Source organism: Thermostichus vulcanus str. 'Rupite' (assembly GCF_022848905.1).
GTDB lineage: Bacteria > Cyanobacteriota > Cyanobacteriia > Thermostichales > Thermostichaceae > Thermostichus > Thermostichus vulcanus_A.
The window spans coordinates 22,189-37,581 of sequence record NZ_JAFIRA010000040.1; the positions used below are offsets into that span (position 1 = coordinate 22,189).

The window sequence follows — 15,393 nt, forward strand, 5'->3', positions numbered from 1 at the left end:
CAGGAAAATTGACCTTGAAGGCCAGGTATGAGCTTGATGCCAAAATTCATTCCCATAATAGCACAAAAGGCTAGAACAGGCACCTAGCCCCCTCTGAGGGCAAACTTCGAAATGGGATGTAGTTTTGAAGAGAATGTAGGGAGCACTGCAAATCTGCCCCCTAGCCCAGAAAGCTCTCCAACAATCCAGGTGGCGGTTGTATGTGCACCTGCCCTTGTTCCAAATCCACAACGGGTACAAAAGCCTTGACAAACGGGATCAGCACCTGTTGTCCTCTAGCAGTCGTGACTTCTAGGACATCCTGTCCGGCAGCCCAAATCCCCGAGACCTGCCCCAGCCATTGGCCCTCGTGGTACACCGCCAACCCGATTAAGTCCCGGTAGTAGTACTCATCAACCTCCAGGGGCACCCTGTCGGAAGCGGGTACCAGCACCCTTGCCCCTAACCAGGCTTCTGCTGCCGTGCGATCGGGGATCCCCTGTAACTGCACCAAGTACAACCCCTTGGCCGGGAAAAACTGCCCCTGAATCAAGGGATACAATAGCGGTTCAGGATCCGTATCCCGCTGTAGCCAGCGCTGCCCCGGCTCCGTCAGGCGCTCCGGAAAATCCGATAGACATTTCACTCGTAGCCACCCCTGCAAGCCATGGGCCGCCACCACCCGTCCCACCAGCAACCAGTCGGAGTTGGGATCCGGCATCTTATTGGGCATAGTGCTCAAGCGCAGTTCCAGAAACACTACTCATGGCGAGGAAAATCTGCCTCAGCCGGAAAAGAGGTGGGGGTGCGCAGAGGGAACCGCTGCTGAGGGAGGGTACGAGGGGTGGATCCCGAAGCTTCCGACACATTCACCATGGAAAGCAATCCCTGCAATGTGCCCGGGATCGAGTTGGGATCCATAAAGATCACCTTGGAGCTGGGGCTATTGCCCACCTTCAACCCCATATCGATGTAGTTTTGCGCCATCAGGTATTGCAACGCATTGCTCGCCTGGGGCTCCGCTTGCAAGGTAGCGGCAATGGTTTTCAGGGCTTCTGCAGTCCCTTCCGCCAGCAACAGCCGTTCTCGTTTGTCTGCTTCTGCCCGCAGCAGTTGTGCTTTGGCGGCCCCTGTGGCTTGATTGATACTGGCCTGCTGTTCCCCTTCCGACTTGAGGATGGCTGCCCGCTTTTCTCGTTCCGCCGCCATCTGCTTTTCCATCGAGTCTTGGACGGTCTTGGAGGGTTGAATGTCTTTCACCTCCACCCGCGTTACCTTGATCCCCCAGGGATCCGTGGCCTCATCCAGTTCGGTTAACAGGCGGGCGTTAATCTCGGCCCGTGAAGAAAAGGTTTGATCCAACACCATGCGGCCAATTTCGGAGCGCAACGCCGTCAACACCAGGTTGATCAAGGCCCGTTGCACATCCTCCACTGCGTAGCGGGCTTTGATCATATCGGTAATCCGCCAATAAACCACGGCATCGGCCATCAAAGAGACGTTGTCGCTGGTGATGCACTGCTGCGGCGGCACATCCAACACCTTCTCACGGATGGTTTCCCGGTACACAATGCTGTCGATGGGGGGCAAAATGAAGTGCAAACCGGGGGTCAGTTTGCGGTGAAACTTACCCAGTCGCTCCACCAGCGCCTCGTAACCCTGATTGATAATTTTGACCGAGTTGAACAGGTAGCCGAGAAAGATCAGGGCAATGGCCGCCAAGATACCTGGCATAGAGGTCTTCTCCTTATCTGGAGTCCAAGCTCCATTTTAAGCGATTGCCCTTTCCCCTTGGACTCAGGCCATACACAGCTTTTCTTAAGACTCTCTTCATCTCGAGAGGCTCTCCAAGGGTTATCACAGAAACATTGCAAGGGGATCCGATCCATGAAGTTGAGCAGCAAAAATCTAGAAGTTGCCCTGAACAAGACCTATGACGTGATCGTGGCCGGGGGAGGAGCAGGTGGCCTCTCGGCGGCGATTTATTTGGCCCGTTACGGGTTGAGCTGCTTGGTGGTGGAAAAGGGCAAAGGTCGTTCCTTTTGGATGCAGGATTTACGCAATTATCTGGGCTTGGCCCCAACAACGCCAGGGCGAGACCTGTTGCAACAGGGACTGGAGCACGCCCTCAGCTTAGGGGTAGACTATTTGCGCGGCTTTGTCGAAGAGGCTCGTGACGAAGGGGATCTCTTCGCTGTCAAGGTAAAAGTAGGCAAAGCCAATAGTCTCTACCCGATTTTTCACAGCAAATATCTGATTGCGGCCACCGGTATCATCGATCATCTGCCGCAACTGCCAGATATGCAAAATGTTTATGACTATGCAGGCTATTCTTTGCATGTGTGTTTGATCTGCGATGGTTATGAAATGCGCGATCAGAAGGCCGTGCTAATTGTTAATTCTGAATCTCAAATCAACACAGCTTTCGTGTTAAATTGGTTCACCCCTTATATTTCAGTGTTGACCCACGGGTTGTGTTCGGTTGGCCCAGCCATGCGGGAAAAACTAGCTGAGCATGGCTACCCCCTCTACGAAGCCCCGATTCGACGCTTTTGCGGAGAAAACCATCAACTCAGCGGCGTAGAACTGGAAGATGGCACCCACATTGAAGCCACCACCGGCCTTGTGGCCATGGGATCCCGGTATCACAATGCCTATCTAAAAGGGATCCCGGACTTAAATTGGCAGGGGGAGAACCTGCTCACCGATGAGTGGTGCCGCACCTCCCATCCGCGCCTTTTTGCCCTGGGGGATCTGAAGCAAGGCTTGAACCAGGTGTCGATTGCTGTTGCCGATGGCACCCTGGCCGCCACCGCGATTTGGCGGGAGATCCGACGGGCCGCCCCACCCCGCAAGTGGGTAGAACGACTGGGCTCCCCAGCTTAGCTAGTCGGCAGGAACGAAACTCTAAACGGACGCGGAGGTGTAAGACTGGCTTGCCCGCAACATCCCGTGAAGCGTCAACCCGCCTAAACAAGGGCCAGTTATGTCTGGCCCTCTAGATAGAAATCTCCACCCTTTAAGGTGGGGAGGATGTTAATGACCTCAGGTCTATCCCCTGCCAGAGAGCATGGTACGCCGCAGTTACACCCCCTAGATGCGGATGCGCTGTCTTAAGGGGATCCCTTAACTCAAGCTCTCCTGCTCAAGTAAAGCCAAGATGCAACACTATTGCCTTTATTGCCTTTTATTGCTGAATAGGCCTGGCTATCTCGTCGGTAATGAAAGCAGGGCTAGGGTAGACAAGGATAGCTAAATCATTACTTTGCACCACGCAAAGCCGGACGCTATCCGCTTTGCCAAGAGAGAAAACACGCGAGGACGTTCACTCACCGTGTGGCTATGTAAGGTGTGGTTATGAAAAACGATGAAAGGCAGCTCGCAACCGAACACGCCCGCCCAACCCAAACGGGTTCAACCCACACCAGGGATCCTCACCCTGCTACCGCCGAATCCCAGTCAACCCCAAAGCCTCAAACGGAGCAATCCTCACTCCCACCGTCCTTGAAGCGCAAACGCTCTTGGAAACCTGCCGCTTATGCCTTGGGAGGGGTGGGTTTTGTGGTTCTGGTGGGTTGGGCGTTTTGGCCGTCCCCTGTGCCGGTAGACATGGCAGTAGTGGAGCGGGGTCTGTTGCAGGTCACCGTTGAAGCAGAAGGCAAAACCCGCCTGCGGGAACGGTTTGAGATCGCGGCCCCGGTAGATGGGCGGCTGGAGCGGATCCCGGTACGAGTCGGGGATCCCGTAGCAGCAGGGGATGTTATTGCCCGTATGGATCCCTTGCCCTTAGCTTCCCAAGTACAGGCGATTCAGGCCCAGATCCAGCGGCTTGAAGCGGAAAAACGGGGGGTGGACACCCAACGGCCCAAAGCCGCATCGCTGGTGCAGGCAGAAGCCAACATTACTGCGGTCCAAGCCCGTCATCAACAGGCCCTCGCCCAGCAACAGGAGACCCAGGCCAGTTTCGAACAGGCGCAGCGAGAACGGCAGCGAGTCGAAGGTCTTTTTAGTCAAGGGGTCATCTCCCGTCAGGCCCTGGAAGAAGCAGAATTGATGGAAACCAGCCGTCGCCAAACCCTCTTTGCTCGTCAACAAGAGGTGGAGCAGGCCCAAGCAGCCATTGTCGCAGCACAACAGGGGTTGCAGGTGCTGCAAGCGGAGCAACGGGATCCCGACTACCTGCTGCAGGTTTACGATGCCCAGATTCGCAGTCTAGAAGCTGAGCTGGCCAGCCTCTCAGACTCGGCGCAGCGCACCACCATCACCTCCCCAGGTGCGGGGCAGGTTTTACGGGTTCATCAGGAGAGCGCCCGGTTTGTCCCCGCGGGTACCGTCTTGGTGGAGGTAGGGGATCCCGGTCAGTTGGAGCTGGAAATTGACGTGCTCTCCAGCGATGCGGTCAGGATTCAACCTGGGGATCCCGTGCGGATTCGGCAGTGGGGCGGAGCGGAGGTGCTGCAAGGCAGCGTGCGCACCATTGAACCCGCAGCTTTCACCAAAGTATCGGCTCTGGGAGTCGAAGAACAACGGGTTAACATCATCGCTGATTTGGAGGAGCCCCCGGCTCGCTTAGGGGATGGTTATCGCATTGAGGCTGAGGTCATCATCTGGCAAAACGAGGAGGCTTTGAAATTACCCCTGAGCGCCCTGTTCCGCTGCCAGGAAGCGTGGTGTGTCTACGTGGCGGAGGCAGGACTCGCCCAACAACGGCAGGTTGCCTTAGGCCATCGCAGCACCACCCTAGCTGAAGTGGTGTCGGGCTTGGAACCTGGTGAGACAGTGATTCTTTACCCTTCCGATCAAGTTCAGCCTGGGCGACGGATCCAACCTCGTTAACAGCCCCTTGCGCTAAAGAACCCCCCGCATTCTATGCGCGGGGAGTCGTCAGGTTCTTCGTAATCAGTTGCCTTGGATGTAGCAGCCCCAGTCCGACTGGGATCCCGCTTCAGGTACAACTCCCCCAGCCAATGCCTTAACATCGCCCGACCTTGCCTCCCCTTATTATTCCTGTACCCTTTATAGGTTGTAGGCAGAAGTTAGGAGTATGGGGGATCCCTGCCGATGCGTCGACGACAGTTTGGGGTGGGTTTACTGGGATCCCTGTGGATTACTTCTCGCTGCTCCGTTCAAGCTCAGCCGTCTCTGGGTTGGTTACCGGTGGAGCTGTTTAGCCGTTTGGGGGATCCCCTGACCCATTTGGAAGTGACCGGCCCCTTTCACTTGGAGCGGCAACCTTTTCCCAGCGGTAGCTGGCGGATCCATGTCCATCACCAGCAGCTTTTTTTGAGCGGGCCGGGGCAGCCGCGTCGCTATCAGGGCTCCCTTTGGCTGGAGGGCGGGGAGTTACGCAGCCCCACTGGGGAGCCACGGCGTTACCGGGGTTGGGTGCAAATTCGTCCACAGGGGCCGGAGCGACTGCACCTGATCAACTGGGTGCAGTTGGAAGACTACCTGTTGGCCTTGGTTCCTGGCGAAATGCCTGCCGATTGGCCAGCCGCTGCTCTGCAAGCCCAAGCCATTCTGGCCCGTACCCTAGCCGTTCCCTACTTACAGCCCAGCCTAAGAACGGAGTTGACGGGGGGAGCCCGTGCGGCGGATACCTTGCGAGATTCCACTGCTGATCAGTTTTATGGCGGACTGACCTACGAAACCGCCTCTACTACCGCCGCGGTACGGGAAACCCAGGGGCAGATTCTCACCTACGGAAGTGAACCGATAGCAGCTCTGTTCCACTCCACCTGTGGCGGCCACACCAGCGCCAACCAAGATATTTTTGCCCCACCCGCCCGCCCTTACCTGCAAGGAGTGGCCTGTGAGTGGTGCCAAGACTCTCCCTTTTATGGCCCCCACACCGTTCAGGTGAGCGCAACAGATCTGGAACAGGCTCTGGGCAGTTCCGATCTCCAGGTGCTGCAATCGGATCCCTGGGGGCGACCCCTACGCATTCGAGTCGGATCCCGCCTGTTAACCGGTCAGGAGGTTTGGCTGCGTCTTGGCCAAACCCTGGGCTGGGGGATCCTGCCCAGCAATCGGTTTCAACTGGAGGGATCCGCCACCTCTGCTGCCTACCGCTTCACCTATCGGGGAGCAGGGCATGGGGTAGGACTGTGTCAGTGGGGAGCCCGTGGCCTAGCCCAGCAGGGGTTTAGCACCCAGCAAATCCTGGATCACTACTTTCCCGGAACGCAAGTGATAGAGGGGGCTCCCAACTTGTGAACGCTGAACCCAGTCATTTCTCCCCCCATACTTCCGCCAAGCGCCGATCCCGCCCGCAGGCATAGCGATAAAACTGGTAGCGATTCGGATTTTTCAGGTAATAGTCTTGGTGGTAGTCTTCGGCGGGATAAAAGGGGGCTGCCGGCAATATGGTTGTGGCAATCGGCTGTGAAAAGCGGCTTTCCAATTCAAGCTTGGAGGCTTCCGCCCACTCTCGCTCCGCGTCATTGCCTACAAAAATGGCGGAGCGGTATTGATCTCCTTTGTCACAAAATTGCCCAGAGGCATCAAAGGGATCCACATTGCGCCAAAACACCTGCAACAACTCCGGATAGGTGATCACCTCAGGGTCATAAGCCACCTGCACCACTTCGTAATGGCCGGTCTTACCGGCAGAAACCTCTGAATAGGTAGGATCCACCGTATGCCCACCCATATAGCCGGAGGTGGTGCGTAAAACCCCTGGCAACTTATCGAAGGGCGGCTCCATGCACCAAAAACATCCCCCTGCAAACGTGGCCACTGCTGGTGGATCTTGGAGCAAACTCGACTCCTGTGGCTGCGAATGGGAAGTAGAGCATCCCCCGATCCAGAGACAGACAGCCAAAACCAGCAGGATCCAGCGGCGCAACTTCAACATCGGAGGGTCTTAGCGAAGGTTCAGGGAATCACTGAATGAATGGGAAGTGAATGGGAAGCCAAAGCCCTCATCTAGGCTAGTCCACCGGGCGTAACGGGATCACCTTCAGTTGAAAGCGGCCCGCGCCGATCTCTCCAAAGCTACCCACCCGAATCGTGTAGTCTTGGCCAGCTTCAACCCGACTGACCAAAATCGAGTTGGTGGTTTCAAAGTTGGCATCGTCGTTTTCGGCCACCAAGCTGCCATCTGAGCCGATTAGCCGTACCACCGTGTCGAAATCCTCAGAAGACAGCTCAACCGCCAGATAGGATCCTGATGCAACAGTGATGCGGTAATCCCGGTAAAAAGCGCCCAACTCGCCACTCGGAATATCTTCCGAGGAGAGAACCGACTCGACCGTTTCTCCAGCGGTCAGGGGGATTGGGTTGTAAAAAGATTGGGCCGAGGCGGCAAACTGGCCCAATAGCAGGCAACTGGCGATCAACCCCAATCCAGGCAAATGAACAACACGCATGACAGCCGATCTCCGCAATGAATGAATATCCCTGTCATAGAGCAAGAGGTGACCCTCAACGAAGATCCAGATCACAGACAACCCATCGCCTATCCGTCTACTCCCCCTCCCCTAAGGATGCCCATCCGGCCAGCTCAATCCGGGTACTTTCTACCCGCACGGTTGCCTCATCCAATGCCTGTTGTAACCGTTCCACCTCTTTGAGATGCGCTTGTTTGCGCAGTAGGGCTTGGCGGGCCAGATCCTCCTGTTCATTGTGCAAAGCCATCTTGGCCCGTTCTAACCAAATATCGGCCTGCTGTTTGGTGGCTTGCAATTGACGCTCTAGGTGTTTTTGCTCCCGCAACTGTTCCACCAGGGATCCCTGTACCTTCCGCAAGTCGCGGTTCGGAGGTTGGGTTCTCGCACCTTTGCGCCGCAACTTTTGGGCCAGTACCCCCAGCGACACCACCGCCACTGCCCCGCCCACACCCCACAGCGGGATCCCACCGGGCAAAGGGGTAGCGGCTTGGGCCCTAGAAGCCGATTCCACCGCCTGCCATACTCCCAATTGATTGGCTTGGGCATAAGCTTGCGCTTCGCTGTACCAGGTTTGCAAAACTGGATTGGGCAGCCGCCAAGGAGCCACCGAACGTCCTGCTGCCAGCATTTTTAAGTTCACCAAGCCATCGCTGCTGTAGACATAGGCAAACAAGCGCCCATCAGAAGCCTGCCAAGCCACATCCAACTGTACCGGCGTCCCTGGAGGTAACAGTTCTTCTAAATAGTTGCGAGCTTGCCGTTCGACCTCCAAAGACCCAATCGGCGGACGCACGTAGACCAAATCCACCTGTACAGTTTGGCCGTTGATATTCACCAGCACATCATCCCCCCCGATCACCCGCTCCACAGTACCCGAGAGCATGGTTTGGGCAGAGACAGCATTGGAACCGAGAAAGGCAGTTAGGGATCCCAGCAGCAGGGCAAGCGGAAGGGTGGGCTTCATGCAGATGACCAAGGCAGAGGACAGGAATTGTTAAGAAAATCATAGCTGCCCTAGCTCAGGGATCCGGTTCCTTTTGAACGGTTTGGTGTCCCGACCTAAGTGGCTCGGGCCGGAGGTGGCAGCGAAGCAGCCTCTAGCAGTTTTCTAGAATTTTTCGCCGATACTAAAATGCAACTGTCCCTGACCAGCGTCCCCTTGCCCGACCCCGTAGTCGATCCGCAGCGGCCCCAGGGGCGACTGAATGCGAATGCCAGCCCCTAGTCCTAGGCCACTGCCGGGCTTGTTGCGAACCAAGGCAGGATTCCCCGCCACAGCGGCTCCACTGCCCAAGTCCGTGCCATAGTCGGCGAAGACCACCGCCCCCACCGGGTCGAAAATGGGGAAGCGCAATTCGGCTGTGGCTGTGGCAAAGCTGCGACCGGAACCCACACCCCCCTCGAAGAAGCCCCGTACTGAGTTGCCACCCCCAATGGCAAAGGCATCGTAGGGCGCCAGATCCCCGATGGTCGTGCCTGCCCGCACATCAAAGGCTAGCACCTGAGGCCGTTCACTGCGGGTCTCAAACAGCTCCACAGGAATGAACTGGCTGTAGCTGGTTTCTAGACGATTGGCATTGAGGCCGTTTTGGAATAGGCGCACCGACTGCTCGGTCGAGATGCGAAAAACGGATCCCTCGCTGGGGTTATTGCTGTTGTCACGGGTATCATTCACAAGACCAAACCGCAGGGTGGTATAGCTGTCTTGGCCACTTTCGCTAAAGGTGATCGGGTTGCCCAACACATCAAAGCGCTGCTGTTCACCATTGCTATCGCGGGCTTCCACAAACTGGACTCGAGTGCCCAGGCTGGCCCGCCAGTTGTCTCCGATGGGCCGTGAGAAGGTAACCCCACCCCCCAGTCGATTGATGCGCACGGGATCCCCATTGGGCAAGGTGAAACCCTCATTAAAGACAAAGCTCGAAGCTTGCTGGTTGGCCACATTGACGTTGTAGGAGGTGGGAATGTCCATCGTGGCAATTTGGGGATCCGTGAAGTTCAGGTCGAAGAGGGTTTCGGTCGTACCTACCTGAACATTAAAGCTGGCGCTTTGGTTGTTACCCCCCAAGTTTTGCTCCGAGAGGTTGAGGCCGGCAAACACACCCGTAGCCGAGCTAACGCCCAAGGTGCCCCCAAGGGTACCAGTGCGCCGTTCCTCTACATTGACCACCACCACCACTTTGTCGGGATCCTGGCCGGGGTTGAGGCCGACATTCACATCCTGAAACAGGTTCAGGTCAAAAACCGCCTGGAGATCTTCCTGAATTTGGTTGCGATTAAAGACATCCCCCGGTTTGGCCTTCAACTCACGAGTAATGATGAAATCGCGAGTTTTATCGTTCCCCTGTACGCGAATATCTTCAATTTCCCCTTCGGCAATTTCCAAAATGATCGTGCCATCTTCCGAGGAACGTACATCCGTAACCTTGGCCAGCACATAGCCATTGTCGGCATACCACTGCTCAATATCCGCCACTCCGATTTGCAGGTCGCCAAAATTCAAAACCCGCCCTTCCTGATCCTGGAAGGCTTCTCGCAACACCTCGGGATCCAACACTCTTGCGCCTTCTGTTTTCACAGCTTTGAGGATTGGGTTGGGTTTCACCTCAAAGGTGACCCGTACCCCCAACGGGGTGTCGGAGGGAATCGCCCGCACATCGGCAAAGAATCCGGTGGCAAAGACGGCGTTGATGTCCTCCCGCAATTGGGAACGGGTGGAAATTTCCCCGGCGCGGGTGCGAATAACACTGTAGATCCGGTCGATCAACTGAGGATCTTCTGTTCCTTGGATCAGCACCTCTGCCACCAATACCTCGGGTTCGCCTGTGGCAGGGGCGGTGGGAGCAGTTTGAGCTGGAGTATCACCACCGGTGCGCAAATCCAGGGTGCCGGCTTCGGGAGCCGATTGGGCCCAAGCCGGTAGCCCCACCCATAAACTCATCCCGCAGGTAAGAGCAGTCGCTAGCCAAGGGCGCAGTTGCCTGGAACGATTCATGGGGATCCCTCGCACACCACTGGAATTGTAGAACTGGGTTAAATGGGGCTACGCAAAGTGTGTAGCAAAACTGGGCCACCGCCAAAACAAGGCGGACAATCGCTCTGAATTATATCAACCCAGATCCGGGCATTGGCGCTGGCGGGGTTGCGGACTTGGGCAGTCTTGAGTGCCAAAAGCGGCCTCCCCACTGGCTCAATGGGATCCTGTCCTGCTAAATCTATTTCGCTGCTCAACCTATGGAAATCCTAGGGAAGGATGTAGCTGCTGCAGCGACCCTGTTGACAAGGGTCTGGTGTTGGCTGGGTTTCCACGGGCCCGTTGATGACTTGGTTGACGAAAATGACGGTAATGGAGGTAGGAGGTGGGGTCGGACGAGAAGAACCTCTACCACTGAGGCCCCAACTGCCGGAACGACGTGGCGCGGGTGCATTGGGCACGATCAAGAGGTTGTTTTGGATGGTGGTGGCATTGCCAGAGCCGCTATTGACGGTAGTGGCATTGCTGTTGAGGATCACCTTTTGTTGAGGAATGACGGTTTGTGCCTGGGCTGCTGAGCCGATGCCGATGCACAGGCTGAGTAGGGCCGCTGCGCCGAAGATGCGCTGAGCAGATAACATGGGGCATCCATCCTCCAAAACACTCGGGATCCCGTTACCCTAGCCCGTCCCGAGGGTAAAGCCCTATCGACTTGCCGCAAAACCGGCTACGCGACAGAGAGGGATCCCTTTATAGAAGTTTCACGATACCTCCGCACAGGTTATGTGATCCTCGCGCTAAGACACCAACTACGGGATCCTGCGGTAATTTCCGCAGATTTACGTAGGGGATCCCTGGGAATCTCCGCCATTTCTCCGAATGAAAAACGTAAACAAATCGGGTTTGATAAGGGTACGCTGAGATTTCAGGCCGGATGAGCAACGCAGCACATCAATACCATATCTGTACCATATCTGTGTTGAGTCATCTGTGTTGAGTCGTTCTCTTCATGGTGCCTGAATTCTGTGCAGGCTTATCTCCAAATCTCTAAACAACACCTGTCTTCAGGCTGTTGCCCCTCTTATCTAGATTTAGAAGCCCGATCCTATGACTATGACTGCCATCCCCATCGATACCCAACTGAAGGAGCTGCAGAAAAACCTGGCCGTGAGGTTAGCTCCTCTGAAAGTCCGTGTGGTGCGCAAGGCTGATGAGCTGCATATTTTGATTGAGTATCCCAGCGATCAAGTTCCACCACGGCCTCAACTGGTGCGACAGGTAGCAAGTTGTCTGGTGACCGAGCGACCGGCTGAGCTCGAGAAGCTGATCCTGTACGGACGGCAAGCAGGGCAGAGCCAAGCAGAATGGCGCAAAGTGTTGCGGTTCTCAGGCCAAGGATCCGCTCAGGATCCGCCCTTGGCTGAGCAAACGGAATTGGTGATGCAGGAGCCGCCCCCAGCCGAGATGGCCCCAGAACCCCAACCGGAAAGAGAGCCACCCCCCACAGCCCCAGAACGCTCCGGCCAGCCCCTATCCGAAAGACTCAACGCCCTCTGGCATCAACTACCCCAGACACAAGTTTTCAAACAACGGGGAGTGCAGTTGGCCCTGGGGGCAGTTCTGGTGGGATCCCTGGTGGGGCTGGGATCCGCCTACAAAATTTCACGGGATGGGGAACTGGCCGAACGGGGCTACCAACAGGGATTGCAACAGGCCCGGGCGGAGCGGTGGCAACAGGCGATCGAACAGTACGAACAGGGCTTGCGCCATCGCCCACGGGATCCCCGTCTACAGGCAGCCCTGCTCCATGCCCAAAACCGCCTCAACCAAGCTAACGAGCGCATTCAACAGGCGCAAACCCAACTGGCTGCGGATCCCAGTAATACTGTTGCTCGCCTCAACTTAGCCACAGCCTTCTCTCAGCAGGGCAACCTCAGTGCTGCTGCCAGCGAGTTGAGCACACTGCTGTCTTTCGACCCGAACCACGCCCCAGCCAGGTTCCTATTGGCTGAAATCCACTTGGCCCAAGGTAGCCTGCCGGAAGCGATTGAACAGTACCGCGCCGCTTTGGCGGTGGATCCCCAGCTTCCTTCCGCGCAGCGCCAGTTGGGCATGGCTCTCTTAAAACAGGGGCAGACCGAAGCGGCTTTGCAAGCCCTGCAAACGGCCGTCACCCAAAACCCCAATGATGCCGAGGCCCACTATCAACTGGGATCCGCCTACGCCCAACAGAAAAATTGGGATCCCGCCCTTCGTCATTATCTGCAGGCTGCCCAACTGGATCCCGCGCATGTGGCCGCTCAGGAGCGGTTGGGTCGATGGTTCTTAGCACGGGGGTACACTGAGGCTGCCCTCAGCTCTTTACAAGCTGCCGTCCAAGCAGATCCACAGAATCCCCAGTTACGCCTGCAATTGGGCATGGCTCAGCAAGCGGCAGGAGATCTACAATCTGCCCGCAGCAGCTATGAACGGGCCTTGAGTTTGGACGCCAACCTGACAGAGGCCCGCCTCAACCTGGCCCAGCTACACCTGGCCCAAGGCAACCCTGAGGCAGCTATTCCTTTGTTTGAACAGCTCCTGCAGGTAGATCCGAATGCCTGGGAAGCTCGTTTGGGTTTGGGGATTGCTTTGGCGGAACAGGAGGGATCCCTGGATAACGCCATTCAGCACCTCCAACAGGCTAGCCAGCAGCAACCTACTCATGCCCTCACCCGTCGCTATTTGGGGTTGGCCCTAGAACAAGCGGGCCGCCGAGAAGAAGCCATTGCTCAACTCCAAGAAGCAGTGCGGTTGGATCCCAATGATGCGGAAGCTCAACGTTACCTGGGGTTACTCCTCGCTCAGCAAGGCCAAACCCAAGCCGCTCTTGCGCAACTGGAACGCTCTCTGGACCAAGACCCCACCAACCCCACAGCCCTCGGATCCCGAGCGGTATTGCAGGTGAGTGTTGGGGGGCAGGCGGAACGGGAAGCACAGATCGCAGCGACCCTTGCCCGTCAATCCACCCCCAATCCTTCTCGTCTCGTCGCGGCCACCGAAAACCAAGCCACCCGGCAATTGAGGTTGCAGATCCCCCTCAGCCGCCTGCAACCCGCTCAGGCCAATCCTGTTCCGAATACCTCGGAGGGTCAACGCCCCCCAACCCAAGGTCAACCCACTGCCCCCCAGCTAGCCCAGGTCCCACCCCCACCCACGGCTGCCACGAGTGCGGCCACTCCCACCTACAGCCCCAGCGAAACTCTGCCCCTACCGGGAGGATGGTGGGCCTGGATAACGGGAGGATTGCTAGGGATCCCCAGTCTGCTCAGCCTCACCTGGCTGGCTGGACGGCAGCTGCGTCGGCGGAACTCGGGGGCTGGGGGTGGTCAAACCCCGAAAGACCAGGCTAGCCGCCACTACAGCCGTGCTCTTAGCTTGATCGAAGGGAAGCAATTGAGCCAGGCCATCGGAGCGTTGCAACAAGCCTTGAGTATCAACCCCGACATGGCTCCGGCCCATTTTCGTCTCGGACAACTGCTGATTCAAACGGGGCAACTGCAGAGCGGACTGGATCACCTTTGGTCGGCCCGCCAGTTGGATCCCTACCAACCGGATATCGACACCCATCTGGTCAAAGCTTTACTCAGTCAATCCCAACAGCTGCTGTCAAAACGGCAACCAGGGGCAGCCTTAGAGCCCTTGAAACTAGCCCTCACCCTGAACATCAAATCCCCAGGATTCCAAGCCCATATCCACCAACTGCGAGGAGAAGCTCTGGCTGCACAAGGAGAAGGGGCAGCAGCCTTGGAGGCGCTCAACCGGGCTCGGCAGTTGGATCCCAAGCGAGCAGAGGTCTTGCTCAGCATCGCCAAGGTCAAAATTCTGCAGAAGCAGTACCAATCCGCTATTGACAGCTGCTGGGAAGCCCTAGCCTTGAACGAGGGGTTGCCTGAGGCTCATCACCAGATGGGCATTGCCCTCTACCGACTTGGACAGCTGAAGGCGGCAATAGCGGCCTACCGCACCGCTCAAACCTTGAGAACTCCGGCCACCCCCGCCTTGCTGACGGATTATGGTCTGGCTCTGGTCCAGGCTGGGGATCTGGCTCAGGCTGGGCAACAGTTCTCACAAGCCCTAGTGCAGGAACCCGGTTTTGCCCCAGCGATATATGGTACGGGTATTGTTCTGATGGCCCAGAGCAATTTTGCCGAAGCCGAACAACGCTTTCATCAAGCACTAGAGCTGGATCCCGAGCTTCATGTTGCCACGGCTGCCCTGGGTTTGCTGCAACTGGCCCAGAAGCAATCGGATGACTCTGGCAAACGCTTTATCAATTCTCGTCAGGCGGAGGTGGCGCTGCGCTACTTTGAGAGTGCCCTGCGCAAGGATCCCGACTTGCCGGAAGCTCACTTTGGCCTTGGGGAACTGCAACGGGTGAAAGGAAACCTGATCTTTGCAGCCCAACGGTATCAAGAAGCCCTGGAATTGAACAATAGCTACGTGGCCGCCCATTACCGCCTCGGATCTGTACAAGCTCGCCTAGGCAAATTGGATTTGGCAATTGAGGAGTTCCGCCGGGCTTTAGAACTCAACCCGCACCTACCTGAGGCCCAGAAGTCTTTACATAAGCTGCTCTCACGGCAACCAGAGGACGTTCACACCGATATCCTAATGAGCTAACTATCCAACCGGTGGTGTCCCTAACCGATGTCGTCCGTAGGACGAGAGGCGTTGGCAAAGCCTGTCGGCGCCATACGCGCTAGCGTACCCTTGGCGCAAAGGGCTGTATCTTTTCGTGATTTTATCAATGCCCCAGAGTTAACCCCTGAGTTTCCAATCCGGCCCAAAGGTACTCAGGCAAGGGCAGTTTGGCAATAGGGATCCCAGATATGGCGGTAGCACCGACGACGAGGGGCTGAGTTTAACTCCTAAGAGTGCGAGAACTTGACACTCCCCCGGTTAGAAACCGGGGGATTCTCCCTTCTAGCCCCTTGCAACCTTAGACTGCAAGGTATTCATGGAGTTCAGGGGATTGCCAACTACCCCATCCCCTGAGCCGACCCTACCTAT

At 56.8% G+C, this 15,393-nt stretch carries 11 protein-coding genes; 4 read left to right on the top strand and 7 right to left on the bottom strand.

The genetic code is table 11. The annotated features are described in order from the left end of the window. Positions 1-160: 160 nt before the first annotated feature. Positions 161-712, bottom strand: a complete 552-nt coding sequence (gene rimM, locus JX360_RS13545) for a ribosome maturation factor RimM (RefSeq protein ID WP_244351961.1) — start codon at positions 710-712, stop codon at positions 161-163. Positions 713-738: 26 nt separating this feature from the next. After that, complete coding sequence (locus tag JX360_RS13550; protein ID WP_244351963.1) at positions 739-1,713, bottom strand: SPFH domain-containing protein; 975 nt, start codon at positions 1,711-1,713, stop codon at positions 739-741. A gap of 153 nt (positions 1,714-1,866) precedes the next feature. On the opposite strand from JX360_RS13550, the gene JX360_RS13555 reads away from it, so the two are divergent. The 3 genes from JX360_RS13555 (at position 1,867) to JX360_RS13565 (ending at position 6,195) form a co-directional block, all read left to right on the top strand. Further along, complete coding sequence (locus JX360_RS13555) at positions 1,867-2,865, top strand: NAD(P)/FAD-dependent oxidoreductase (protein WP_244351965.1); 999 nt, start codon at positions 1,867-1,869, stop codon at positions 2,863-2,865. Positions 2,866-3,336: 471 nt separating this feature from the next. Further along, positions 3,337-4,815, top strand: coding sequence for an efflux RND transporter periplasmic adaptor subunit (locus JX360_RS13560; RefSeq protein WP_244351966.1), 1,479 nt, complete (start codon positions 3,337-3,339; stop codon positions 4,813-4,815). A gap of 225 nt (positions 4,816-5,040) precedes the next feature. Then, on the top strand, positions 5,041-6,195 hold the full coding sequence (locus JX360_RS13565) for a SpoIID/LytB domain-containing protein (RefSeq protein WP_244351968.1): 1,155 nt from the start codon (positions 5,041-5,043) through the stop codon (positions 6,193-6,195). Between the two features lie 13 nt (positions 6,196-6,208). Here the strand turns inward: JX360_RS13565 and msrA are convergent, their stop codons facing one another. The 5 genes from msrA to JX360_RS13590 all read right to left on the bottom strand — a co-directional run bounded on the left by msrA (position 6,209) and on the right by JX360_RS13590 (position 10,985). Further along, positions 6,209-6,835: a peptide-methionine (S)-S-oxide reductase MsrA gene (gene msrA / locus JX360_RS13570; protein WP_279611503.1), complete on the bottom strand. Its 627-nt coding sequence runs from the start codon at positions 6,833-6,835 to the stop codon at positions 6,209-6,211. 76 nt (positions 6,836-6,911) lie between these two features. After that, the gene (locus JX360_RS13575) at positions 6,912-7,349 is read right to left on the bottom strand and encodes a PPC domain-containing protein (RefSeq protein WP_244351978.1); all 438 of its coding nucleotides are present in this window, start codon (positions 7,347-7,349) and stop codon (positions 6,912-6,914) included. A gap of 97 nt (positions 7,350-7,446) precedes the next feature. Beyond that, positions 7,447-8,334, bottom strand: a complete 888-nt coding sequence (locus tag JX360_RS13580; RefSeq protein WP_244351980.1) for a PspA/IM30 family protein — start codon at positions 8,332-8,334, stop codon at positions 7,447-7,449. Between the two features lie 144 nt (positions 8,335-8,478). Next, positions 8,479-10,365, bottom strand: a complete 1,887-nt coding sequence (locus tag JX360_RS13585; protein WP_244351982.1) for a BamA/TamA family outer membrane protein — start codon at positions 10,363-10,365, stop codon at positions 8,479-8,481. 248 nt (positions 10,366-10,613) lie between these two features. After that, a complete protein-coding gene (locus JX360_RS13590) occupies positions 10,614-10,985 on the bottom strand; it encodes a hypothetical protein (protein WP_244351984.1) in 372 nt (123 codons plus the stop codon). 466 nt (positions 10,986-11,451) lie between these two features. Between JX360_RS13590 and JX360_RS13595 the strand changes: the two genes are divergently transcribed. Further along, positions 11,452-15,003 (top strand): tetratricopeptide repeat protein, encoded by a 3,552-nt coding sequence (locus JX360_RS13595; protein WP_244351986.1) that lies wholly within the window; start codon positions 11,452-11,454, stop codon positions 15,001-15,003. The last annotated feature ends 390 nt before the right edge of the window (positions 15,004-15,393 follow it).